The organism is Enterobacter sp. BWH52 (assembly GCF_001037565.1).
GTDB lineage: Bacteria > Pseudomonadota > Gammaproteobacteria > Enterobacterales > Enterobacteriaceae > Enterobacter > Enterobacter hormaechei_C.
The window spans coordinates 2,912,873-2,936,083 of record NZ_KQ089854.1 but is presented as its reverse complement, the minus strand read 5'-3'; the positions used below and the strand labels follow the sequence as shown (position 1 = coordinate 2,936,083).

Genomic DNA, 23,211 nt, shown 5'->3' with positions numbered 1-23,211 from the left:
GGCCATTATGAAATTACTTATTCTTGGCAACCATACCTGCGGCAACCGTGGCGACAGCGCCATCCTGCGCGGTTTACTGGATGCAATTAACACCCTTAAGCCTGAGACAGAAGTGGATGTGATGAGCCGTTATCCGGTCAGCTCATCCTGGTTACTGAACCGCCCGGTGATGGGCGACCCGCTCTACAGCCAGATGAAACAGCACAACAACGCTGCGGGCGTGATGGGGCGCGTGAAGAAAGTGCTGCGTCGCCGCTACCAGCATCAGGTGCTGCTTTCTCGCGTAACCGACACCGGCAAGCTGCGCAACATCGCCATCGCGCAGGGCTTTACCGATTTTGTGCGTCTGCTGTCCGGCTATGACGCGATTATTCAGGTGGGCGGTTCGTTCTTCGTCGACCTGTACGGCGTGCCGCAGTTTGAGCATGCGCTTTGTACATTCATGGCGAAAAAGCCGCTGTTTATGATTGGCCACAGCGTCGGGCCATTCCAGGATCCGCAGTTTAACCAGCTGGCGAACTATGTCTTCGGCCACTGCGACGCGCTGATCCTGCGTGAATCGGTCAGCCTCGACATGATGAAGCGCAGCGAAATCGACACCACCAAAGTGGAGCACGGTGTAGACACCGCCTGGCTGGTGGATCATCAGGATGACAGCTTCCAGGCCAGCTACGCGGTACAGCACTGGCTGGACGTGGCGGCAAAGCAGAAAACCGTCGCCATTACCCTGCGTGAACTTGCGCCGTTCGATAAACGCCTCGGCACGACCCAGGCGGCGTACGAGAAAGCCTTTGCCGACGTGGTGAACCGCGTGCTGGACAGCGGTTACCAGGTGCTGGCGCTTTCCACCTGTACCGGTATCGACAGCTACAACAAAGATGACCGTATGGTGGCGCTCAACCTGCGCAACCTGGTGAACGATCCGTCCCGCTATCACGTGGTGATGGACGAGCTGAACGATCTGGAGATGGGCAAGCTGCTCTCCGCCTGCGACCTGACCGTGGGCACGCGTCTGCACTCGGCCATTATCTCGATGAACTTCGGCACGCCAGCCATCGCCATCAACTACGAACACAAGTCCGCGGGCATTATGCAGCAGCTCGGTATGCCTGAAATGGCCGTCGATATTCGTCATCTGCTGGACGGATCGCTGGGTGCGATGGTGGGCGACACGCTCGGCCAGTTGCCTGCGATCAACGAACGTCTGGCGGTGGCGGTAAAAGCCGAACGCGAAAAAGGTATTGGCATGGTGAAATCCGTACTCGACCGCGTCCGGGAGGGGAAATGAAGGTTGGTTTCTTCTTACTGAAATTTCCGCTGTCGTCTGAAACTTTTGTGCTGAACCAAATCACCGCGTTTATCGATATGGGGTATGACGTGGAGATTATCGCCCTGCAAAAGGGCGATACGCAAAACACCCATGCGGCGTATACCCGGTATGGGCTGGAGGCAAAAACCCGCTGGTTGCAGGATGAACCCGCCGGACGGATGAACAAATTGCGCCATCGCGCCGGACAGACGCTGCGCGGCCTGCATCGCGCCTCGACGTGGCGGGCGCTGAATATGTCGCGCTATGGGGCGGAGGCCCGCAACCTGATCTTATCCGCCATTTGCGGGCAAACGGCCCAGCCGTACCGGGCCGATGTCTTTATCGCCCACTTTGGCCCGGCGGGCGTAACGGCGGCAAAACTGCGTGAGCTGGGGGTGATTGACGGCAAAATCGCAACCATTTTCCACGGTATCGACATCTCCAGCCGGGAAGTGTTGAACCACTACACACCGGAATATCAGCAGCTGTTCCGCCGTGGCGACATGATGCTGCCGATAAGCAACCTGTGGGCCGGGCGCCTGAAAACCATGGGGTGCCCGAGCGAGAAAATCACCGTTTCACGCATGGGCGTGGACATGGAACGCTTCACCCAGCGACCGGTCAAGGTGCCGGGCAAGCCGCTGCAAATTATCTCTGTTGCCCGCCTGACTGAAAAGAAAGGGCTGCACGTAGCCATCGAAGCCTGTCGCCAGCTGAAGGCGCGTGGTGTGGTCTTCCACTACCGCATCCTGGGTATCGGGCCGTGGGAGCGTCGCCTGCGCACGCTGATTGAACAGTATCAGCTGGAAGACGTGGTCGAGATGCCGGGCTTCAAGCCGAGCCACGAAGTGAAAGCCATGCTTGATGACGCGGATGTGTTCCTGCTGCCTTCCGTAACCGGCGCCGACGGCGATATGGAAGGCATTCCCGTGGCGCTGATGGAGGCGATGGCGGTCGGCATTCCGGTAGTCTCGACCCTGCACAGCGGGATCCCGGAGCTGATCACCTCTGAGCATTCCGGCTGGCTGGTCCCTGAAAACAATGCGCTGGCGCTGGCGGATCGTCTGGCCGCGTTCAGCAATATCGATCAGCAGACGCTGATCCCTGTGCTGCAAAATGCGCGGCAAAAAGTTGAAGCAGAATTCAATCAGCAGGTGATTAATCGCCAGTTAGCGAGCCTGCTGCAAACGCTGTAACGCTGAGGTTGTATGCTGAAAAAGATTACCCGACGCCGATTTGTCTCTTCTTTATCCGTCCTGGCTGCCATGCCGCTGCTGTCGCCCCGCGCTGCGCGGGCGGCGACCGGGAAGACGGTTTCTGTCGATCGCTACAACAATAACGACTGGATCGCCGCCTTTAAGCAGGCATTTACCGAGGGCGATACCGTTGTTGTTCCCGCCGGGTTAACCTGTGAAAACATCAATACCGGCATTTTCATTCCTGATGGCAAAACCCTGCTGATCCGCGGTGCGCTGAAGGGCAACGGCCGCGGGCGGTTTGTGCTCCAGGAAGGCTGCAAGGTCATTGGGGAAGGAGAGGGGCGCACGCATAACATTACGCTGGACGTGCGTGGCTCCGACTGTGTCATTAAAGGGCTGGCGATGAGCGGCTTCGGCCCCGTCACCCAGATCTACATTGGCGGTAAAAAGCCGAGAGTGATGCGTAACCTGCTTATCGATCGCATTGCCGTGAGTCAGGCCAACTACGCCATTCTGCGCCAGGGTTTCCATAATCAGGTGGATGGTGCGCGCATTACCAACAGCAAATTCAGCCATTTGCAGGGTGACGCGATTGAGTGGAACGTGGCGATTAACGACCGTAACATCCTGATCTCTGACCACGTGATCGATAACATCAACTGCACGAACGGCAAGATCAACTGGGGCATAGGCATTGGGCTGGCTGGCAGCACGTACGACAATGACTATCCGGAACAGCAGACCGTTAAAAACTTCGTGGTGGCGAATATCACCGGCAGCAACTGTCGGCAGCTGGTGCATGTTGAAAACGGTAAACACTTTGTGATCCGTAATATCAAGGCCAGCAATATTACTCCCGACTTCAGTAAAAAGGCCGGAATTGATAACGCAACGGTAGCTATTTATGGTTGTGATAATTTCGTTATCGATAATATCGATATGGTGAACAGCGCCGGAATGTTAATCGGGTATGGCGTGATCAAGGGCGATTATCTGTCGATACCGCAAAACTTCAAACTTAACGATATTCGCCTGGATAACCGACAGCTTGCCTATAAGCTGCGCGGGATACAGATTTCCTCCGGCAATGCCACCTCGTTTGTTGCCATCACCAACGTCAACATGCAGCGAGCAACGCTTGAGCTGCACAACAAGCCACAGCACCTTTTCTTGCGCAATATCAAGGTGATGCAGGAGTTAGCAACGGGGCCTGCGCTTAAGATGAACTTCGACTTGCGCAAAGACGTGCGCGGGAAGTTTATGGCCAAAAACGAGACGCTGTTGTCGCTTGCGAACATAAAAGCGGTTAATGAAAAGGGGCAGAGTTCGGTAGATATTGATCGGGTCGATCAACACGTGGTGAATACGGAACGGTTGAATTTTGCGCTGCCGCACAGGTAATCGCACAGACTATTTTGCGACTATTCCTGGAACAGAATCGCGATCTATTCAGATTACAACTACTGTAATTTGTGGTGGGGTGACCTAGGATTACTTCATATTTACGGCAAAACATGCTGGCGAAAACAGGTTTAAAAGCTATAATTCGTCAACCATTTTAAGGTGGAAGAAATAATGATTAATTTGAAAGCAGTCATACCGGTAGCGGGTCTGGGCATGCACATGTTGCCCGCCACAAAGGCCATTCCTAAAGAGATGCTGCCGATCGTTGACAAGCCGATGATTCAGTACATCGTCGACGAGATTGTTGCTGCGGGGATCAAAGAAATCGTTCTGGTGACGCACTCTTCGAAGAATGCCGTTGAGAACCACTTCGACACCTCTTATGAACTCGAGGCTCTGCTTGAGCAGCGCGTTAAGCGTCAGCTTCTGGCAGAAGTTCAGTCTATCTGTCCTCCTGGCGTGACCATCATGAACGTGCGTCAGGCGCAGCCGCTGGGTCTGGGCCACTCAATCCTCTGCGCGCGTCCGGTAGTGGGTGATAACCCGTTCATCGTGGTTCTGCCGGACATCATTATTGATACCGCTTCCGCCGATCCGCTGCGTTATAACCTGGCGGCAATGGTCGCTCGCTTCAACGAGACGGGCCGCAGCCAGGTGCTGGCGAAACGTATGAAGGGCGATCTCTCCGAGTATTCTGTTATTCAGACTAAAGAGCCACTGGAGACAGAAGGGCAGGTGAGCCGGATCGTTGAGTTTATCGAAAAACCCGATCAGCCGCAGACTCTGGACTCTGACCTGATGGCAGTCGGCCGTTATGTGCTGAATGCGGATATCTGGGCTGAGCTGGAAAAAACCGAGCCGGGTGCCTGGGACCGTATCCAGTTGACCGATGCGATTGCCGAGCTGGGGAAAAAGCAGTCCGTTGATGCCATGCTCATGACCGGCGACAGCTATGACTGCGGTAAGAAAATGGGGTATATGCAGGCGTTTGTGAACTACGGTCTGCGTAACCTGAAGGAAGGGGCGAAGTTCAGAAGCCGGATTGAGAAGTTGCTTAAAGAGCACTAAACCCTCGGTATACTCCCGCAAAGTATTGATCTAAGGTGGTAAGCGTTCGGAATGGATAGAACGCTACCACCTTTTAATGTTTCTGACACAGATAAGAGCGAGTCTTAGTACGATAGTCTATAACTTTTTGCTTGTTTCTAAGGGAGATACGTCAGACAATTATCCGCATATTTTTATGAACCGGACCTGCGTAATCGGCGTTCAAAAATTTGTTATAGAATATAAGCATGTTGGTAGCTTAGGAGCCAAGGGCGGTAGCGTGGCCCGACCATATTGAGCGTTGTGGCTCATTCCATTTATTAGTAATGCTAATATTTTACCTAAAGGCAGATTGATGGCATCTCTGTATTTTTTACTTCCTCTTTTATATATTATTTGCACCATATACTTTATAAAAGGCGTATATATTCGCGTTTTTACTATTTTTTATTTCGTGGTGAATTTTGTATATTATCTATCTGTCTGGATACAGGGTATTCCGCTAGAGGAGGGATATACTCAGGTATTTTGGTTCTCATTCTTAAGTTTATTCGCAATCCATTTGTCATATTTTATAACACCAATAAAAGTGTCCTCGCGGTATAATCATTCAGATGATTTGTCTAATTCATGGTTCAGAAGTATTAACTCAAAAATATTTGTCGTTTGTGGTCTGGTTTTATACATTTTTGCTTTGATGATTTATGTGAAAAATAATGGGGTCGCATTTGGTGGTGGTTACGAAGCTCGTCTTGAACAGAATTCTGGTGGCGGCCTGTCAATAATTTTAATGTACGCATTTGTTCCTTCCTCGATTGTGTTCTTTCTTCGTAAACCTACTAAATTACGTTTTATATTGGCAACCGCATTGGCTATTTTCTGTGGTTCTGTTTATTACTACGTTATAGGCGGCTCACGAAATGTAATGGGCGCGGCAGTTCTTGCAATAACTTATTTTGCCTATGAGAAAAAAGTACTTCGTATAAATGAAATAGCTATACTATCAGCATGTTGCTGTGTGGCTTTAATTGTATTGGGTGCTCTGCGTTATGGATCCAGTCTTGATGATGTGATCAGTATGCTTCTGTCTGGCTCATCAGTCATGATTTCATTCGCTTTAGATTCTTTCTCTCCGATTTATGCAATCAAAGATATTATTGAATATATTGATAAAACAGGTAATATTCAGTATTTTTCAACCTTCTTCAATGAGTTTGCGATAATTGTTCCTCGTTTTTTATGGGAGTCAAAACCGATTAACTTTTTGAATAACGGCTATTTTTATACAACCTATATCCTGAATATGGATACGCAGTTGACCATATCACCAACGATAGTAGGTAGCTTTATTATTATGTTTGGCACAACCTGGTTTTGGCTTTGGGGACTTATTACTGGAAGCACATTAAAAATTATTGACTCAGTAACCAAAAAAACCAGGATGATTACGATAAAGATTACATTTATAACCTGCATTGGCTACTGCTTCTTCTGGGTGCGTGACGGTTTAGAAGTGTTTATGTATATCTCATTTAAATTCTTTTTATGTGTAATGATCATTAAAGCGATCAGCATGATAGTTGGTAGTCTATTGAAAAGGCCTTCGAATGAAAATTTTGCTCATAAGTAATATGTATCCAGGTTCGGATACGCCGCATCTGGGCGGGTTCGTTAAAAACGCAGCTGATTCGCTGCGTAATAATGGACATGATATTGAATTATGTGTTCTTAATAAAATCTCAAAAAGCAAAGTTACTAAAATTTATAACTATCTTGTTTTCTATATCTCTATTTTGGTTAAAGTTCTTTTGACCAAAAGTGATTGTCTTTATTTGCATTATGCGTCTCATTGCTATCTGCCGGTAAAAATGGGCAATTGCGTCAGAAGAAAAAAAATTGTGGTGCACGTACACGGCGGTGACGTTAAGCGGCTCAACGGAACCAATGGGATGTTCTTTCGTGTTAAGAAGGCAATTGTTTCTAATGCGTTGAAAAATGCAGTAAAAATAGTGTTTCCTTCAAAGTCTTATCTGGAATTTACCAAAAATGAATATCAACTCGATGAAGTTAAATGTGCAATAAGCCCTTCTGGTGGCGTTGATACCCAACTCTTTGCGTTTAAAAACCGTGAATTCGGTGTTCCGCTTAAACTCCTTTTTGCTGGACGACTCATCAAGAGTAAACGTGTGGATCTGGCAATACAGGCAATTGAAAACCTGTCCGACGATGATAAAAGTAAAATTCTCTTAACTATTGTTGGGGATGGCCCAGAGCTGGGTTCGTTAGTGAAAAGTGCAGCTCATTTACCAAATATTGAATTTTCGCCTGCCGTAGGGCACGTTCGCTTGGCTGAAATTTTTCAGGAACATGATGTACTAATCTATCCTTCAGAAAGTGAAAGCCTTGGACTGGTTCCTTTGGAGGCGATGGCTACGGGGATGATTCCACTTCTAAGTAATATCCCCTCTTTCAACGAGTTCATCGATAATAACCAAAATGGTTTTATTGTTTACGAGGACGGACACTATAAAATTAAAATTGAGCAAATGCTCAAGATGTCACCACAAACGCTTCAAGCGATGTCTCATCAGGCTAAGCAAACGGTCTTAAACAGCTATACGAAAGAAATAGCGCAAACGAAGCTGCTTGAGGCGTTTAAATGTTTGTAATTAATAAATTAATTTGGCTTGGATATACTGTATCTTCTGGAGCAGCAAGGGTTATAATCTTCTTTTTATTGACTCTTGTGTTTGTCCAAAAAGACATTGCGCTCTTTGCTGTTTATTATTCATTCTTAACTGTTGCAGTGATATTCCTCGGTCAGGGACTTGGTACAACGCTCATTAAAGATGGCTCTGAAGTGAGCATGAAATACTTTAATTATGTTTTACTCCTTAGTATTGCAGCAGCCTCGGTTATTACCTTAGCACTGGCAACTCCAACACTAGACTTGAATTTAATTGACACCTTAATATTCGCTGGCTCTCTTGCATGCCTGGCTATCAACCAAATCTATCGTTATTATTATATTTATTATAAAAAGGCACTCCCTGGCTTAATTTATGATTTGCTAGCGCTGGTTCTTTTCGCGGCAGGAATGCTGCTGTGCAAACTGCATCTTGTCTCTTTAAAACCTCTTGATATTTTCTTCCTTGCTTACTTTATCGCGACAATATTTAACCAAATTATTTACTACATATATGTTAAGCGAGCGTGGATAACCGTATCTGATAGCAAGGCTTTCAATGGGCTAGATTGGAAATTCTCCCTAAATGTTGGCTTCGTGGGGCTCATTTCTACAGGGATCGTTTTTCTATTACCTTACTTTTCCCGTGAGTTACTTCCCGATGAATCAATGTCGGTACTGGGTCTCACAATTAGCATAATTGGAATTATATCTGTCTTCTCACGTGCATACATGAACTACTTTTATCGAGAGTTAGTGGAGTGTGCTAAGTCCAAAGAAGAAAAAGTTTATCTTGCGATAAATAAAAAAGTTATTATCATATCAGCGCTTGTATGCTTTGGTAGTATCCTGCCACTAATCTTTTATGTTAAATTATCGCTTTCCTATATTACCTTTAATGAAATACTGGCAATCGTCGTGCCTGTAATGCTTTTTACTCTCTCTTCGCAACTATCACTAGTTCAGTCAAATATAATATTATTCCTTGGTAAAGAAAAAATCTCACTGATATTCAACTTTTTTGTATTTATTGTGGTTCTGTCATTGTTTTTGGTATGGCAATACTTCATTAGTATTTCGGTGATATATCTTATCCCAATGATGTCTTTATTCCTGATGGTTTTATATTTAATCAGATACGCTTATTTTAGAATCCTGATCAGGACGGCTTTTAAGAATGGAGAAGCAGTTTAACATGAACATAGAGGATAGTGCTTTATTCATTTACGGCGAGGGAGGACACCGAGCCCAGATGAACAGATTGATGAAAAGAATTGGTGGAGAAATAAATAAAAATAAAATCAGTCTCTCAGATTATAAAATTAAGGAAGAATGGTCTGATAAGCATTATGTTACTCGTGAATTTAGAAATAAATATTCAACGTTCACTAGTGTGCTTCGCTTCAATCAGCTACATCAGATCAAGGTCTGTTTAAAGATTCATAAAACTCATCGAATAAAAGTAGTCGTTTCAACGGGACCCGGTGTAGCTCTTATTCCCGCTTTTTATTTTAAATATATTGTTGGTGCAAAAATAATTCATCTCGAAACATGGTCCAGATTCGAAACGAAGTCCTTCACTGGTAGAATCATGTCTTTAATTGCGGATGAGTTTTATGTGCAGCACAAGTCGCTTTTAAAACAGTATAAAAAAGCCAAATTTTCCGGAGTGCTATGAAAATTTTAGTGACCGTAGGCACCACTCGATTTGATAAACTTATCAAGCAGATTGCATCAATTTCAGCACTTCCACATATGGCCAACAATTTTTTTATGTGCCAAAAGGCGAATGGCCTGTCAAACCCTGAAACAGAAAATTACAAGGAAGTTGAATTTATTCAATCTATTGAGAACGAATATTCTCATTATGATCTTGTAATCAGTCATGCAGGCGCTGGATCAATATTTTCTCTTTTAGATCACGAGAAAAAAATCATCATTGCCCCAAATTTAGATCGTTTGGATAAACATCAGTCTGACATTGCTAAATATATGGGGGAAAAGGAATTTGCAATGATTTGTTGGGATATCGAAGATCTCGAAAATCTAATCATTAATTCAAGTTCATTCCAGCCAAAGAAATTTGAATTAGTGCGATTTTTCAAGAATGATGAGTTTATTGACCATATAAATAACGCGTGATATTACTCGATCGCTAGAGCCATTTAATAATATTTGCAGGTAACTTTTGATCATAAAAATTAGTTAATGCTTTGTGAAATTATTTGATAACGACTTTAGTATTGTTTAGAGTTATGAGAAGTGATTCCCAAGCCGCTATCATTCGCGGCGACCACACCTGACAGGAGTATGTAATGTCCAAGCAACAGATCGGCGTTGTCGGTATGGCAGTGATGGGGCGCAACCTGGCGCTCAATATCGAAAGCCGTGGTTATACCGTCTCCGTTTTCAACCGCTCCCGTGATAAGACCGAAGAAGTCATCGCTGAGAATCCAGGCAAAAAACTGGTTCCTTTCTATACGGTTAAAGAGTTCGTTGAGTCTCTGGAAACACCTCGTCGTATCCTGTTAATGGTGAAAGCGGGCGCAGGTACCGATGCAGCTATCGATTCACTGAAACCGTATCTGGATAAAGGCGACATCATTATCGATGGCGGCAACACCTTCTTCCACGACACTATTCGTCGTAACCGTGAACTGTCTGCTGAAGGCTTCAACTTCATTGGTACCGGCGTATCCGGCGGTGAAGAGGGCGCTCTGAAAGGTCCATCCATCATGCCTGGCGGTCAGAAAGAAGCGTACGAACTGGTTGCGCCTATTCTGACTAAAATCGCAGCCGTAGCTGAAGACGGCGAGCCATGCGTGACCTATATCGGTCCTGATGGCGCTGGTCATTACGTGAAAATGGTTCACAACGGAATTGAATATGGCGACATGCAGCTGATTGCTGAAGCCTACTCTCTGCTGAAGGGCGGTCTGAACCTCTCCAACGAGGAGCTCGCAGAGACCTTCACCGAGTGGAACAAAGGCGAGCTGAACAGCTACCTTATCGACATCACCAAAGATATCTTCACCAAGAAAGATGAAGAGGGTAAATACCTGGTTGATGTGATTCTGGATGAAGCCGCTAACAAAGGCACCGGTAAATGGACCAGCCAGAGCTCTCTGGATCTGGGTGAGCCATTATCCCTGATCACCGAATCCGTATTTGCACGTTATATCTCTTCTCTGAAAGAGCAGCGCGTTGCGGCATCTAAGGTGCTGTCTGGTCCTCAGGCTAAACCCGCTGGTGACAAAGCTGAATTCGTTGAAAAAGTCCGTCGTGCACTGTACCTGGGTAAAATCGTCTCTTACGCGCAGGGCTTCTCTCAGCTGCGTGCAGCTTCAGACGAGAACAACTGGGATCTGAACTATGGCGAGATAGCGAAGATCTTCCGTGCCGGCTGTATCATTCGCGCCCAGTTCCTGCAAAAAATCACTGATGCCTATGCTGAAAATGCGGGTATCGCCAACCTTCTGCTGGCGCCTTACTTCAAGCAGATTGCTGACGAATATCAGCAGGCGCTGCGTGATGTTGTTGCGTACGCGGTGCAGAATGGTATCCCGGTTCCGACCTTCTCCGCTGCGGTGGCATACTATGACAGCTATCGTGCTGCCGTTCTCCCAGCGAACCTGATTCAGGCACAGCGTGACTACTTCGGTGCGCATACCTATAAGCGTACGGATAAAGAAGGTGTGTTCCACACCGAATGGCTGGATTAATATACGGTTAGCCATGCCATCAAGCCCGGTAGCGATACCGGGCTTTTTTATCTTACCCGATCCACCTACTGTTTAATGGAATAGATTGCGTGAAAATTCTAGTTACTGGCGGTGCCGGTTTTATCGGTTCCGCGGTTATCCGACATATTATTAGCAATACTCGGGATAGCGTTGTTAACGTTGATAAATTGACCTATGCCGGTAATCTGGAATCCTTGCGTGAAGTAAGCGATAGCGAACGCTATGTTTTTGAGCATGCCGATATATGTGATAAAGAGGCAATGGCGCGTATTTTTGCTACCCATCAGCCTCATGCGGTAATGCACCTGGCTGCCGAGAGCCATGTCGACCGTTCTATTACAGGTCCCGCTGCGTTTATTGAAACCAATATTGTTGGCACGTATAACCTGTTAGAAACGAGCCGTGCTTACTGGTCTTCACTGGACGAGGCAGCAAAATCTACCTTCCGTTTCCATCACATTTCAACTGATGAGGTTTACGGCGATCTGCCACATCCTGATGAATATCATGATTCTGTCCCGTTACCGCTGTTTACCGAGAAAACAGCGTACCAGCCAAGTAGCCCTTACTCAGCGTCAAAAGCGTCCAGCGACCATTTAGTTCGGGCCTGGATACGCACCTATGGTTTACCTGGGATTGTGACAAATTGTTCGAATAATTATGGCCCATACCACTTTCCTGAAAAGCTGATCCCTCTTGTTATCCTTAATGCGCTGGATAATAAACCATTGCCGATCTACGGTAAGGGCGATCAAATCCGTGACTGGTTATACGTTGAAGATCATGCTCGTGCACTGTATACGGTTCTGACCACGGGTAAGCCGGGAGAAACCTATAATATTGGCGGCCATAACGAGAAGAAAAATATTGAAGTCGTTCAGACCATTTGTGATCTGCTCGATGACATGGTACCGAAAGAAACATCCTATCGCGCACAAATTACTTATGTCGCGGACCGACCAGGTCACGACAGACGTTATGCAATTGATGCTCATAAAATTAGCGACGAGCTCGGATGGACTCCTGTGGAAACCTTTGAAAGCGGCATCCGTAAAACGGTTAAATGGTATTTGAATAACCAGGAGTGGGTATCGAATGTGAAAAGCGGCGCCTATAAGAGCTGGATAGAGCAGAATTATGGGGAGCGTAAGTAAATGACGAAACGTAAAGGGATTATATTAGCTGGCGGATCGGGTACACGTCTTTATCCCGTGACTATGGCCGTAAGTAAGCAATTGTTGCCAATTTACGATAAGCCAATGATCTATTACCCGCTCTCTACGCTTATGCTGGCAGGTATACGGGATATTCTGATTATCAGTACGCCTCAGGACACTCCGCGTTTTGAACAACTGCTCGGGAACGGTAGCCAGTGGGGATTGCATATCCAGTACAAAGTGCAACCAAGTCCTGATGGACTGGCACAAGCTTTTATTCTGGGTGAAGAGTTTATCGGTGAGGATAATTGTGCGCTGGTATTAGGCGATAATATTTTCTACGGACACGATCTCCCCAGACTGCTTGAAGGCGCAGCAAGCCAGCAAGAGGGGGCGACCGTATTCGCCTATCATGTCAGCGATCCGGAACGCTATGGCGTCGTTGAGTTTGATAAAGACGGTACTGCAATTGGTCTTGAGGAGAAGCCTCAGCAACCCAAGAGTAATTACGCAATAACCGGTCTTTATTTTTACGACAACGATGTGGTTGAGATGGCCAAAAGTTTAACGCCGTCCGAGCGAGGTGAACTCGAAATTACCGACATCAACCGCATCTATATGCAGCAGGGACGATTGTCTGTCGCAATGATGAGGCGCGGTTACGCCTGGCTGGATACCGGAACGCATCAGAGTATGATCGAAGCAAGCAATTTTATCGCCACAATTGAAGAGCGACAGGGGCTAAAAGTTTCATGTCCTGAAGAGATTGCGTTCCGACGAGGTTTTATTGATGCCGAACAACTTCGGGTACTCGCTGAACCATTGAAAAAGACCGGGTATGGGCAGTATCTGCTGAATCTGACCAAGGGATTAGTCTGATTTGACGAAGTAAGCAGTTTTCCTCTGCTTACTCTCGACTGCCCTTTAACGTCTTATTGTCGCTGTAAAACAGGTACTTTGCTTAGTGTAACGACAGGACTTTTTGTTGAGCAAAAACATTTTTCAAAAAACCTGAAACCTTGACAGCGAATGAAGGTTAGCGATAAAAAACGCTTAGTTAATCATTGTGGTGACTGTGTTATGGTCATCAAAAACTCAAACGTGTAGAAGTCAAACAAATGAAAATAACCATCTCCGGAACAGGCTATGTTGGTCTCTCAAACGGTATTCTGATTGCACAAAACCATGAAGTGGTTGCGCTGGATATCGTGCAGGCAAAAGTGGACATGCTTAACCAGAAGAAGTCCCCGATCGTCGATAAAGAGATTGAAGAATACCTCGCGACTAAGCCGCTGAACTTCCGCGCTACCACGGACAAAGAAGACGCATACCGCGATGCGGATTTCGTCATCATCGCCACGCCAACCGACTACGATCCTAAAACCAACTACTTCAATACCTCAACTGTTGAAGCGGTGATCAAAGACGTTACGGCAATTAACCCGAACGCAGTGATGATCATCAAGTCGACGATTCCAGTGGGCTTCACCAAATCGATTAAAGAAGAGTTGGGTATTGATAATGTCTTCTTCTCGCCGGAATTTCTCCGCGAGGGCAGGGCGTTATACGATAACCTGCACCCATCCCGTATCGTGATTGGCGAGCGTTCCGAGCGTGCGGAGCGTTTTGCTGCGTTGCTTCAGGAAGGCGCAATCAAAAAAGATATTCCGGTGCTGTTCACCGATTCCACCGAGGCAGAGGCCATTAAGCTTTTCGCTAATACCTATCTGGCGATGCGTGTGGCTTACTTCAACGAGCTGGACAGCTATGCCGAGAGCTTAGGTCTGAACACCCGTCAGATCATCGAGGGCGTGTGTCTTGACCCGCGTATCGGTAACCACTATAACAACCCGTCATTCGGTTACGGCGGCTACTGTCTGCCAAAAGACACCAAGCAGTTGCTGGCTAACTATCAGGCGGTGCCGAACAACCTGATTTCTGCCATTGTGGATGCCAACCGCACGCGTAAAGACTTCATCTCGGATTCCATTCTCGCGCGTCAGCCGAAAGTGGTGGGCGTGTATCGTCTGATCATGAAGAGCGGTTCCGATAACTTCCGCGCTTCTTCCATTCAGGGGATCATGAAGCGTATTAAGGCGAAGGGCGTGCAGGTCATTATTTATGAACCGGCGATGCAGGAAGATGAGTTCTTCCATTCGCGTGTGATCCGCGATCTGGATGCGTTTAAGAAAGAAGCGGATGTAATTATCTCCAACCGCATGGCGGAAGAGCTCGCGGACGTGAAAGATAAAGTCTATACCCGCGATTTGTTCGGCAGTGACTGAGTAAAACGGTGATACAAAAAACCCGGCATTTTGCCGGGTTTTTTGTTTTAAACGTTATAGAAGTTGCGGTACCAGTCGACAAAGTTTTTCACGCCTTCTTTCACGGAGGTCTGTGGTTTAAACCCAATGACGTCGTACAGCGCTTTAGTATCCGCACTGGTCTCCAGTACGTCACCCGGCTGGATCGGCATCATATTTTTCACCGCTTCTTTGCCCAGCGCCTCTTCAAGCGCGGTGATGTAATCCATCAGTTCGACAGGTGAACTGTTACCGATGTTATACACGCGATACGGGGCAGAGCTGGTTGCTGGCGAACCGGCTTCGACCGTCCAGTCGGCATCGGCCTGAGGAATAACGTCCTGTAGGCGAATAATCGCCTCCGCAATATCATCGATATAGGTGAAGTCGCGCTTCATCTTGCCGTAGTTGTATACGTCGATGCTGTTGCCTTCAATCATGGCTTTGGTGAATTTGAACAGCGCCATGTCCGGGCGTCCCCACGGGCCGTAGACGGTAAAGAAGCGGAGGCCAGTGGTCGGCAGGTTGTACAGATGCGAATAGGTATGCGACATCAGCTCGTTAGCTTTTTTGGTTGCCGCATACAGGGATACCGGGTGATCCACGGAGTCGTCAGTAGAAAACGGCATCTTACGGTTGAGGCCGTAAACAGAACTGGATGAAGCATACAGAAGATGCTGAACCTTGTTGTGGCGACAGCCCTCCAGCACGTTCAGGTGACCTACCAGGTTCGCATCCGCGTAGGCATGCGGGTTTTCCAGCGAGTAACGCACGCCCGCCTGGGCGGCAAGATGGATCACGCGGTCAAATTTTTCATTGGCGAAGAGCGCAGCCATGCCCTCGCGGTCCGCTAAGTCCAGCTTGTGGAAGGTGAAACTCTCGGATTTGAGCAGTTCGAGGCGAGCGAGCTTGAGGTTAGGGTCATAGTAATCATTCAGATTATCAATCCCAACAACTTCATGCCCTGCATCAAGCAGGCGCTTGCTGACATGAGAACCGATAAAGCCCGCGGCGCCCGTTACAAGAAATTTCATAGCTTCCCTCATTCACAGTGTTCTTGTTGATGTCCAAGGACATCAGAATCCGACTATGATAGCGCGTCGCACTTCACTTACATAACCCATCTTTCCGATATAACTCATCGGATTCTTATAGAAAAATCGCCAGCAACAGATACACTAAGGAAACAAGATTGTTTTTGCCCTTTTTCATCTGTTAGGGATTGTATGACGCACAACAACGATAACCTGGTCACACGCAACAATGACCCGGAGCAAATTGATTTACTGGATTTAGTGCTACAGCTGTGGCGTGGTAAGTGGGTAATAGGGGCATTTGTTGCTGCTTTTATCGTTCTCGCCGTTATTTATATTACTGTAGCCAAAGAGAAATGGACGTCATCTGCTATCATAGCCCAGCCTGATGCGGCACAGATCGCCACCTATTCCAATGCTTTGAATATCCTCTATGGCGGGGCAGCTCCCTCCATGTTAGACATTCAGAATCGTGCTATTGGACGTTTCAATTCCTCCTTCTCGGCATTAGCTCAGGCGCTGGAGAATCAGGAAGATCCGGAAAAACTGACTATTGAGCCTACCGTTAAAGGACAAAGTTTGCCTTTAACCGTAAGCTATCAGGGCGAATCCGCTGAAGCAGCTCAAAAGCAATTAGCTCAGTACATTCAGCAGGTTGACGAGCAGACGGCAAAAGAACTGACGCTTGATCTCAGAGATAACCTCAAGCAGCAGATTACAACCCTGAACGACTCCCTCCAGAATCAGGAGAAAGTTGCTCAGGAGCAGAAAGATCTACGCATTAAGCAGATTACTGAGGCGCTGAAGAACGCAGAAGCCGCTAAGATCACCACTCCGCAGCTTCAACAGACTCAGGATGTTACTCAGGAAACCATGTTCCTGTTGGGTACCGTAGCGCTCAAGTCAATGGTTGATAACGAAGCGTCTCGCCCACTGGTCTTCTCAGGCGCTTACTACCAAACCAAACAAAATTTACTGGATATTCAGAACCTCAACGTTAACCCAGACACTATTCACGTCTATCGTTACGTCATGAAGCCGAACCTGCCTATCCGACGCGACAGCCCGAAAATTGTTATTACCCTCATCCTTGCCGTACTGTTCGGCGGAATTATCGGTTCTGGTGTCGTCCTCGGCCGTAACGCGCTGAGAAACTACAAGCCAAGATCCTGATTTACAGACAAAAAAAGACCGGGTTTCCCCGGTCTTTTTTATTTGTGCCGTTTCCGCAAATTCTCAATCACCGTCGTTAAATCCAGCTCCTGATCCTGAAGCAGCACCAGCAGGTGATACATTAAATCCGACGCTTCGTTCGTCAGCTCCTCCCGATCATGCACGGTGGCCGCCAGCGCCGTTTCAACGCCTTCCTCACCCACTTTCTGCGCAATACGTTTGGTGCCGCTGGCGTACAGCTTCGCCGTGTATGAGCTCTCAGGATCCGCTGATTTACGCTCTGCCAGTAATTGTTCCAGCTGATAGAGGAACAGCCACTGGTGGCTCGTCTCGCCGAAGCAGCTGCTGGTGCCTTTGTGGCAGGTCGGCCCAATCGGGTTGACCAGCACCAGCAGGGTGTCGTTGTCGCAGTCTGGCGTAATGCTGACCACATTCAGGAAGTGACCCGAGGTTTCCCCTTTCGTCCACAGGCGCTGTTTGGTGCGCGAGAAAAACGTCACCTTGCCGCTGTCGAGCGTTTTTGTCAGTGCCTCCTGGTTCATGTATCCCAGCATCAGCACTTCGCCTGAAACGGCATGCTGTACAACCACCGGCAGTAATCCGTCAGTTTTTTCCCAGTCCAGCTGCGCCTGTTGTTGCTCTGTTAACATACCCTGATCTCCACGCCCTGGTCGGCCAGGTACGTTTTTAACTCACCAATATTGATAATCTGTTTATGGAACACGGAGGCGGCCAGCGCGCCGTCTACGTTCGCATCGCGGAAGGCTTCAAGGAAGTGTTCCATGGTGCCCGCGCCGCCGGAGGCAATCAGCGGAACCTGGCAGACCGCGCGCACTTTTTTCAGTTGCTCGAGGTCGTAACCGTTGCGTACGCCGTCCTGGTTCATCATGTTCAGCACAATCTCACCCGCACCGCGTTTTTGCACTTCCTGCACCCAGTCCAGCGTCTCCCATTGGGTGACGCGCGTGCGGCTTTCATCGCCAGTGTACTGGTTAACGTGATATTTTCCCGTCGCGGTATCAAACCAGGTGTCGATCCCCACGACAATGCACTGCACGCCAAAGCGGTCCGCCAGACGCGTAATCAGCTCCGGGTCGGCGAGCGCAGGGGAGTTAATCGAAATTTTGTCCGCACCGAAAGAGAGAATTTTCGCCGCATCGTCAGCAGATTTAATCCCGCCCGCCACGCAGAAGGGAATATCAATCACCTCTGCCACGCGCGCCACCCAGCTTTTATCCACCACGCGGCCATCGCTGGAGGCGGTGATATCGTAAAATACCAGTTCGTCTGCGCCTTCTTCGGCATAGCGTTTTGCCAGTGGAACAATGTCGCCAATGATCTCGTGGTTGCGGAACTGCACGCCTTTTACAACCTGACCATCACGCACGTCCAGGCAGGGAATTATCCGTTTTGCCAGCATTGAATCGCCTCCTTCACCGTAAATTTGCCTTCAAGCAGCGCGCGACCCACGATCACGCCGCGTACACCGCTTCCGCGCAGAGCGGCGATATCCGCCAGGTCGCCGATACCGCCAGAGGACTGAAACGCCACCTGCGGATAACGCGCGCAAACCTCTTCATACAGCGAGACGTTAGATCCTGCGAGCGTACCATCGCGTGAAATATCCGTGCACAGGACGTGCTTCAGCCCTACGGGGAGATACATCCCTACCAGCTCTTCCAGCGTTACGCCGGAGTTTTCCTGCCAGCCGCTGACCGCGACCTGCTTGTTACCCTGTGCGTCAATGCGCACATCCAGCGCCAGCACCAGCGCATCCGCGCCGAAGCGGCGAAACCAGCCCTTGACCGTCTCAGGATCTTTCACAGCGGTCGAACCGACCACCACGCGCGCCACGCCCGCGTCCAGTAAGGCGGCAACATCGGCTTCCGTACGCACGCCGCCGCCAACCTGCACCGGGACGTCCACGCCAGCCACCAGTGTTTTAAGCAGCGGGATCTGGCGCTTCGCCGGATCTTTCGCGCCGGTCAGATCGACCAGATGCAACACCTCAGCGCCCTCGGCGGCGTAAGCCTGTAACCGCGGCAGCGGGTCGTTGCCGTAGTCGCGCTGCTGCCCGTAATCGCCCTGGTGGAGACGAACAACCGTGCCGTCAATTAAATCTAAAGCGGGAATTATCATCACATCTCCAGGAAATTTTTCAGCAGTTGCGCACCGGCGGCACCGGAGCGTTCCGGGTGAAACTGCACGCCGTAAAAGTTATCTTTCTGCACGGCGGCGGTGAACGCCTCGCCGTAATTGCACTGGGCGATGGTGTAGGTATTCACGGGCATGGCGTAGCTGTGGACGAAATAGAAGTACGCGCCGTCTTCAATACCCTGGAACAGCCTGTTGCCCGCCTTCGGATAAACGCGGTTCCAGCCCATGTGCGGCAGCGGCAGGCCGTGGTCGGTCATTTTCGGCACGTCTTCTTCTATAATGCCCAGCAGATCGACACCGTTGCTCTCTTCGCTGCGGCGGCCAAGCAGCTGCATCCCGAGGCAAATGCCCAGCACCGGTTGAGTACAGGCTTTGATGAGATCAACCAGCTCGCGCTCGTGGATCTGATCCATCGCCGCCTGGGCGGTGCCTACGCCCGGCAGAAAGAGTTTATCCGCACGCAGCACCACGTCCGGGTCGCGGCTCACCACCGGCTCGTAGCCGTGGCGCATAATCGCCGACTGTACGGAGTTCAGATTGGCGCATCCGGTGTCCAGAATCACCACGTTCATTACAGCACTCCTTTCGACGAGGGCAGGGCGTCACCTTCCACGCGGATCGCCTGGCGCAGGGTACGGCCAAAGGCTTTGAACAGGCTCTCGACGCGGTGGTGATCGTTTTTGCCTTTGGTTTTCAGGTGCAGCGTCAGGCCCATAGTGTAAGAAAGCGAGCGGAAGAAGTGTTCCACCATCTCGGTGCTGAGATCGCCCACGCGCTGGTAGGTGAAGTCAGCTTTATATTCCAGGTGCGGACGTCCGGAGATATCCATCGCGCAGCGCGCCAGGCACTCGTCCATCGGCAGAACAAAGCCGAAGCGGTTGATGCCGCGCTTGTCGCCGAGCGCCAGCTTCAGGGCTTCGCCCAGCGCCAGGCCGGTATCTTCCACGGTGTGGTGATCGTCGATATACAGGTCGCCCTTAACCGTGATCTCCATACGGAAGCCGCCGTGCGTGGCGATTTGATCCAGCATGTGGTCAAAGAAACCGACGCCGGTGTGGATCTTGCTGCCGCCTTCGCGGTCGAGCCAGACCTTCACGTCGATCTGCGTCTCTTTGGTGTTGCGTTCAACGTGGGAATAGCGGTCGCGTCTGGTGAGCTGCTCGCCAATCATCGCCCAGTTTAGCGTGTCGCGGTTATAGCGCAGACCCGCAATGCCCATGTTTTCCGCCAGCGTGATATCCGTGACGCGATCCCCGATCACATAGCTGTTGGCTTTATCCAGCGCCTCTTCAGCCAGATAACGTTCAACAAGCTTCAATTTCGGCTTCCGGCAGTCGCACTCGTCGGCAGGCATATGCGGGCAGATAAGCACCTCGTCGAAGGCGATGCCCTGCGAGGTCAGCACCTGCATCATCAGGTTGTGCGGGCCGTCAAAGTCCGCCTGCGGGAAGCTGTCGGTGCCCAGACCGTCCTGGTTGGTGATCATTACCAGCTTATAGCCTGCTTTCTGAAGCTTCAGCAGCACCGGGATCACGTCGGGTTCAAACGCCAGCTTGTCGAAACGATCGACCTGAAAATCGCTGGGTGGCTCCGAGATGATGGTGCCGTCACGATCGATAAAGAGATACTTCTGACTCATACTTTCTCCGCTTTCAGGGCGTCAATCACGCGCTGGCTCTCTGCACGGGTGCCGACGGTAATACGCAGGCAGCCGCTCAGGGTAGGTTGTTTATTCTGGTCTCGTAAGATAATGCCCTGATCCCACAACGATTTAAATATCGCGCTTGAGGCGGTGAAGCGCACCAGGATGTAGTTGGTTTCCGAGTCGAACACCTCTTCCACGCACGGAATCGTTTTCAGGGCATCGACAAGATACTGACGCTCTTCCAGGATCTGCGCCACACGCTCGCGCATCGCGCTGATGCCCTGCGGGGCCAGCGCCTGTGCCGCAATATCGGCAACTGGCGTCGAGAGCGGATACGGGGCGATGACTTTCAGCAGCAGGTCGATAATTGCTTTATTTGCCAGCGTAAATCCACAGCGAAGGCCGGCGAGGGCGAAGGCTTTGGAAAGGGTACGCAGCACAACGAGATGCGGATACTCTTCAAGCCAGCCTGCCAGTGTCGCCTGTGGGCAGAACTCAATGTAGGCTTCGTCGGCCACGACCAGCGCTTTGCCGCGCGTCATTTCCAGCAGAGAACGGATATCCTGCGGATTGATAATCTGCCCGGTCGGGTTGTTCGGGCTACAGACAAACACCACCTTCACGCCGTCGAGGTTATCGGCAATGCCCTGCAAATCCAGCTGCCAGTTGTCCAGCGCCTGCACGTTGCGGCAGGCCACGCCAAAGGTTTCGGCGCTGACGCTGTACATGCCGTAGGTGGGCTGGCAGTACATCACCGCGTCTTTACCCGGCTCGCAGAAGGCGCGGATCAGCAGCTCAATCCCTTCATCCGCCCCACGGCTGACCAGCACCTGCTCAGGCTTTACGCCTGCATACTGCGCATAGTTCTCGATCACCGCTTTCGGCTGACACTCCGGGTAGCGGTTCAGCGTCTGCTGCGAGAGCTCAAAGGCCACCGCCGTGGGATATTCGTTGGCATTCAGCCAGACGTCGCCGTTGCCGCCAAGACGACGCGCAGACTGATAGGGCGTCAGGCGACGGACATTTTCGCGGGCTAATTCTTCGATGTTCATGCTTGCTCCTTCAGGGCGGCAACGCGCAGCGTCACGGCATTTTTGTGGGCAGTCAGGCGCTCGGCGGCGGCCAGGGTTTCAATGGTCGACGCCAGCGAGGCAAATCCCTCGCGGGAGAGTTCCTGCACGGTCATGCGCTTCTGGAAATCCGCCAGCCCCAGGCTGGAGCAGGTTGAGGTATAGCCATACGTGGGCAGCACGTGGTTGGTGCCGGAGGCGTAATCCCCGGCGGATTCCGGTGACCAGTCCCCGAGGAACACTGAGCCTGCGCTGGTTATGCTGTCGACCAGATCGCGCGCGTTACGGGTCTGAATAATCAGGTGCTCAGGACCGTACTGGTTGGAGATGGCGATGCACTGGTCAAGATCGCGGGCCACAATCAGGCGGCTGGCGGATAACGCCTGACGCGCCGTTTCCGCACGCGGCAGGTCAGCCAGCTGACGCTCAACGGCGTCGCCCACGCGTTTTGCCATGTCGGCATCTGGCGTCAGTAAAATCACCTGCGAGTCAGGGCCGTGCTCGGCCTGCGAGAGCAGGTCAGAGGCCACGAAATCCGGTGTAGCGCCGCTGTCGGCAATCACCAGCACCTCAGACGGACCGGCAGGCATATCAATCGCCGCGCCGTCCAGACGCTGGCTGACCTGGCGTTTCGCCTCGGTCACGTAGGCATTGCCCGGGCCAAAGATTTTGTCGACCTTAGGAATGGATCCCGTCCCGAACGCCAGGGCGGAAATCGCCTGCGCACCGCCCACTTTATAAATTGCCTGCACGCCGCACAGCTTCGCCGCGTACAGGATCTCGTCGGCGATCGGTGGCGGAGAGCAGAGCACCACCTTCTGACAACCGGCAATACGTGCCGGGGTGGCCAGCATCAGGACGGTCGAAAACAGCGGAGCAGAGCCGCCGGGAATATAGAGGCCAACGGACGCCACCGGGCGCGTCACCTGCTGGCAGCGCACGCCGGGCAGGGTTTCCACATCCACCGCCTGCAATTTCTGCGCGGTGTGGAAGGTATCAATATTTTTCACCGCGACGGCCATCGCCTGTTTGATGTCATCACCCAGACGATTGCTGGCATCATTGATTTCCTGCTCGGTAACCTGTAAAGCGCCGACTTCCGTCTTGTCAAACTTTGCGCTGTACTCGCGCAGCGCGTCGTCCCCGCGGGCTTTGACGTTATCGAGGATCTCCGCCACGGTGCGGGTGATGCTCTCCGAAGCGGAAATTGCCGGGCGCATCAGCAGCTCGCGCTGTTGCGCGTCGCTACAGGTATTCCAGTCGATGATTGTGTTAAAGCTCATG

At 50.3% G+C, this 23,211-nt stretch carries 22 protein-coding genes; 14 read left to right on the top strand and 8 right to left on the bottom strand.

Going from position 1 to position 23,211, the window contains the following annotated elements:
* The first annotated feature begins 7 nt into the window (after positions 1–7).
* From wcaK to ugd, 13 genes are all read left to right on the top strand, one after another.
* Complete coding sequence (gene wcaK / locus SK47_RS13950; protein WP_006811234.1) at positions 8–1,288, top strand: colanic acid biosynthesis pyruvyl transferase WcaK; 1,281 nt, start codon at positions 8–10, stop codon at positions 1,286–1,288.
* Positions 1,285–2,505 carry a colanic acid biosynthesis glycosyltransferase WcaL gene (wcaL, locus tag SK47_RS13945; protein WP_048244537.1) on the top strand — a complete coding sequence of 407 codons (1,221 nt, stop codon included), beginning with the start codon at positions 1,285–1,287 and terminating at the stop codon, positions 2,503–2,505. Before wcaK ends, wcaL begins: the two co-directional genes overlap by 4 nt.
* A gap of 12 nt (positions 2,506–2,517) precedes the next feature.
* Positions 2,518–3,909 (top strand): colanic acid biosynthesis protein WcaM, encoded by a 1,392-nt coding sequence (gene wcaM / locus SK47_RS13940; RefSeq protein ID WP_048244534.1) that lies wholly within the window; start codon positions 2,518–2,520, stop codon positions 3,907–3,909.
* Between the two features lie 174 nt (positions 3,910–4,083).
* A complete protein-coding gene (gene galF / locus SK47_RS13935) occupies positions 4,084–4,980 on the top strand; it encodes a GalU regulator GalF (protein ID WP_048244533.1) in 897 nt (298 codons plus the stop codon).
* A 334-nt stretch (positions 4,981–5,314) separates the two neighbouring features.
* Positions 5,315–6,589: a WzyE family oligosaccharide polymerase gene (locus SK47_RS13930; protein ID WP_048244531.1), complete on the top strand. Its 1,275-nt coding sequence runs from the start codon at positions 5,315–5,317 to the stop codon at positions 6,587–6,589.
* Positions 6,567–7,628, top strand: coding sequence for a glycosyltransferase family 4 protein (locus SK47_RS13925; protein WP_232927024.1), 1,062 nt, complete (start codon positions 6,567–6,569; stop codon positions 7,626–7,628). Before SK47_RS13930 ends, SK47_RS13925 begins: the two co-directional genes overlap by 23 nt.
* On the top strand, positions 7,619–8,839 hold the full coding sequence (locus SK47_RS13920) for a hypothetical protein (protein ID WP_048244529.1): 1,221 nt from the start codon (positions 7,619–7,621) through the stop codon (positions 8,837–8,839). Before SK47_RS13925 ends, SK47_RS13920 begins: the two co-directional genes overlap by 10 nt.
* Positions 8,823–9,323 (top strand): PssD/Cps14F family polysaccharide biosynthesis glycosyltransferase, encoded by a 501-nt coding sequence (gene pssD, locus SK47_RS13915; protein ID WP_048244527.1) that lies wholly within the window; start codon positions 8,823–8,825, stop codon positions 9,321–9,323. Before SK47_RS13920 ends, pssD begins: the two co-directional genes overlap by 17 nt.
* Positions 9,320–9,787 carry a PssE/Cps14G family polysaccharide biosynthesis glycosyltransferase gene (pssE, locus tag SK47_RS13910; RefSeq protein ID WP_048244525.1) on the top strand — a complete coding sequence of 156 codons (468 nt, stop codon included), beginning with the start codon at positions 9,320–9,322 and terminating at the stop codon, positions 9,785–9,787. The genes pssD and pssE overlap by 4 nt, the downstream gene beginning before the upstream one ends.
* A gap of 173 nt (positions 9,788–9,960) precedes the next feature.
* Complete coding sequence (gene gndA, locus SK47_RS13905; RefSeq protein ID WP_006811221.1) at positions 9,961–11,367, top strand: NADP-dependent phosphogluconate dehydrogenase; 1,407 nt, start codon at positions 9,961–9,963, stop codon at positions 11,365–11,367.
* Between the two features lie 89 nt (positions 11,368–11,456).
* The gene (gene rfbB / locus SK47_RS13900) at positions 11,457–12,542 is read left to right on the top strand and encodes a dTDP-glucose 4,6-dehydratase (protein ID WP_048244523.1); all 1,086 of its coding nucleotides are present in this window, start codon (positions 11,457–11,459) and stop codon (positions 12,540–12,542) included.
* Positions 12,543–13,424 carry a glucose-1-phosphate thymidylyltransferase RfbA gene (rfbA, locus tag SK47_RS13895; protein WP_003859476.1) on the top strand — a complete coding sequence of 294 codons (882 nt, stop codon included), beginning with the start codon at positions 12,543–12,545 and terminating at the stop codon, positions 13,422–13,424. It abuts the gene before it with no gap.
* Positions 13,425–13,663: 239 nt separating this feature from the next.
* Entirely contained in the window at positions 13,664–14,830 is a 1,167-nt protein-coding gene (gene ugd / locus SK47_RS13890; RefSeq protein ID WP_003859477.1) for a UDP-glucose 6-dehydrogenase, read from the top strand.
* Positions 14,831–14,877: 47 nt separating this feature from the next.
* On the opposite strand, the gene SK47_RS13885 is transcribed toward ugd, so the two are convergent.
* Positions 14,878–15,882, bottom strand: coding sequence for an NAD-dependent epimerase (locus SK47_RS13885; RefSeq protein ID WP_048240498.1), 1,005 nt, complete (start codon positions 15,880–15,882; stop codon positions 14,878–14,880).
* A gap of 192 nt (positions 15,883–16,074) precedes the next feature.
* Between SK47_RS13885 and wzzB the strand changes: the two genes are divergently transcribed.
* Entirely contained in the window at positions 16,075–17,055 is a 981-nt protein-coding gene (gene wzzB, locus SK47_RS13880) for an LPS O-antigen chain length determinant protein WzzB (RefSeq protein ID WP_048244521.1), read from the top strand.
* Between the two features lie 38 nt (positions 17,056–17,093).
* Here wzzB and hisIE read toward each other — a convergent pair whose 3' ends face one another.
* From hisIE to hisD, 7 genes are read right to left on the bottom strand one after another with little or no spacing between them, the layout of a single operon-like run.
* Positions 17,094–17,705, bottom strand: coding sequence for a bifunctional phosphoribosyl-AMP cyclohydrolase/phosphoribosyl-ATP diphosphatase HisIE (gene hisIE, locus SK47_RS13875; protein ID WP_045337605.1), 612 nt, complete (start codon positions 17,703–17,705; stop codon positions 17,094–17,096).
* Positions 17,699–18,475 (bottom strand): imidazole glycerol phosphate synthase subunit HisF, encoded by a 777-nt coding sequence (gene hisF / locus SK47_RS13870; RefSeq protein ID WP_003859481.1) that lies wholly within the window; start codon positions 18,473–18,475, stop codon positions 17,699–17,701. Before hisF ends, hisIE begins: the two co-directional genes overlap by 7 nt.
* On the bottom strand, positions 18,457–19,194 hold the full coding sequence (hisA, locus tag SK47_RS13865) for a 1-(5-phosphoribosyl)-5-[(5-phosphoribosylamino)methylideneamino]imidazole-4-carboxamide isomerase (protein ID WP_048244519.1): 738 nt from the start codon (positions 19,192–19,194) through the stop codon (positions 18,457–18,459). Before hisA ends, hisF begins: the two co-directional genes overlap by 19 nt.
* Positions 19,194–19,784 (bottom strand): imidazole glycerol phosphate synthase subunit HisH, encoded by a 591-nt coding sequence (hisH, locus tag SK47_RS13860; RefSeq protein WP_003859485.1) that lies wholly within the window; start codon positions 19,782–19,784, stop codon positions 19,194–19,196. Before hisH ends, hisA begins: the two co-directional genes overlap by 1 nt.
* A complete protein-coding gene (gene hisB, locus SK47_RS13855; RefSeq protein WP_003859487.1) occupies positions 19,784–20,851 on the bottom strand; it encodes a bifunctional histidinol-phosphatase/imidazoleglycerol-phosphate dehydratase HisB in 1,068 nt (355 codons plus the stop codon). Before hisB ends, hisH begins: the two co-directional genes overlap by 1 nt.
* Entirely contained in the window at positions 20,848–21,909 is a 1,062-nt protein-coding gene (gene hisC / locus SK47_RS13850; RefSeq protein ID WP_045337604.1) for a histidinol-phosphate transaminase, read from the bottom strand. The genes hisB and hisC overlap by 4 nt, the downstream gene beginning before the upstream one ends.
* Complete coding sequence (hisD, locus tag SK47_RS13845) at positions 21,906–23,210, bottom strand: histidinol dehydrogenase (protein ID WP_023314448.1); 1,305 nt, start codon at positions 23,208–23,210, stop codon at positions 21,906–21,908. Before hisD ends, hisC begins: the two co-directional genes overlap by 4 nt.
* Between the last annotated feature and the right edge of the window lies 1 nt (position 23,211).

Coding starts and splice junctions, on each gene's coding strand:
- hisH (WP_003859485.1), bottom strand. CDS start 19,784: ATGAACGTGGTGATTCTGGACACCGGATGCGCCAATCTGAACTCCGTA.
- SK47_RS13885 (WP_048240498.1), bottom strand. CDS start 15,882: ATGAAATTTCTTGTAACGGGCGCCGCGGGCTTTATCGGTTCTCATGTC.
- SK47_RS13920 (WP_048244529.1), top strand. CDS start 7,619: ATGTTTGTAATTAATAAATTAATTTGGCTTGGATATACTGTATCTTCT.
- wzzB (WP_048244521.1), top strand. CDS start 16,075: ATGACGCACAACAACGATAACCTGGTCACACGCAACAATGACCCGGAG.
- hisIE (WP_045337605.1), bottom strand. CDS start 17,705: ATGTTAACAGAGCAACAACAGGCGCAGCTGGACTGGGAAAAAACTGAC.
- SK47_RS13930 (WP_048244531.1), top strand. CDS start 5,315: ATGGCATCTCTGTATTTTTTACTTCCTCTTTTATATATTATTTGCACC.
- wcaL (WP_048244537.1), top strand. CDS start 1,285: ATGAAGGTTGGTTTCTTCTTACTGAAATTTCCGCTGTCGTCTGAAACT.
- pssE (WP_048244525.1), top strand. CDS start 9,320: ATGAAAATTTTAGTGACCGTAGGCACCACTCGATTTGATAAACTTATC.
- gndA (WP_006811221.1), top strand. CDS start 9,961: ATGTCCAAGCAACAGATCGGCGTTGTCGGTATGGCAGTGATGGGGCGC.
- ugd (WP_003859477.1), top strand. CDS start 13,664: ATGAAAATAACCATCTCCGGAACAGGCTATGTTGGTCTCTCAAACGGT.
- hisB (WP_003859487.1), bottom strand. CDS start 20,851: ATGAGTCAGAAGTATCTCTTTATCGATCGTGACGGCACCATCATCTCG.
- SK47_RS13925 (WP_232927024.1), top strand. CDS start 6,567: ATGAAAATTTTGCTCATAAGTAATATGTATCCAGGTTCGGATACGCCG.
- rfbA (WP_003859476.1), top strand. CDS start 12,543: ATGACGAAACGTAAAGGGATTATATTAGCTGGCGGATCGGGTACACGT.
- galF (WP_048244533.1), top strand. CDS start 4,084: ATGATTAATTTGAAAGCAGTCATACCGGTAGCGGGTCTGGGCATGCAC.
- hisD (WP_023314448.1), bottom strand. CDS start 23,210: ATGAGCTTTAACACAATCATCGACTGGAATACCTGTAGCGACGCGCAA.
- wcaK (WP_006811234.1), top strand. CDS start 8: ATGAAATTACTTATTCTTGGCAACCATACCTGCGGCAACCGTGGCGAC.
- hisC (WP_045337604.1), bottom strand. CDS start 21,909: ATGAACATCGAAGAATTAGCCCGCGAAAATGTCCGTCGCCTGACGCCC.
- wcaM (WP_048244534.1), top strand. CDS start 2,518: ATGCTGAAAAAGATTACCCGACGCCGATTTGTCTCTTCTTTATCCGTC.
- hisF (WP_003859481.1), bottom strand. CDS start 18,475: ATGCTGGCAAAACGGATAATTCCCTGCCTGGACGTGCGTGATGGTCAG.
- hisA (WP_048244519.1), bottom strand. CDS start 19,194: ATGATAATTCCCGCTTTAGATTTAATTGACGGCACGGTTGTTCGTCTC.
- pssD (WP_048244527.1), top strand. CDS start 8,823: ATGGAGAAGCAGTTTAACATGAACATAGAGGATAGTGCTTTATTCATT.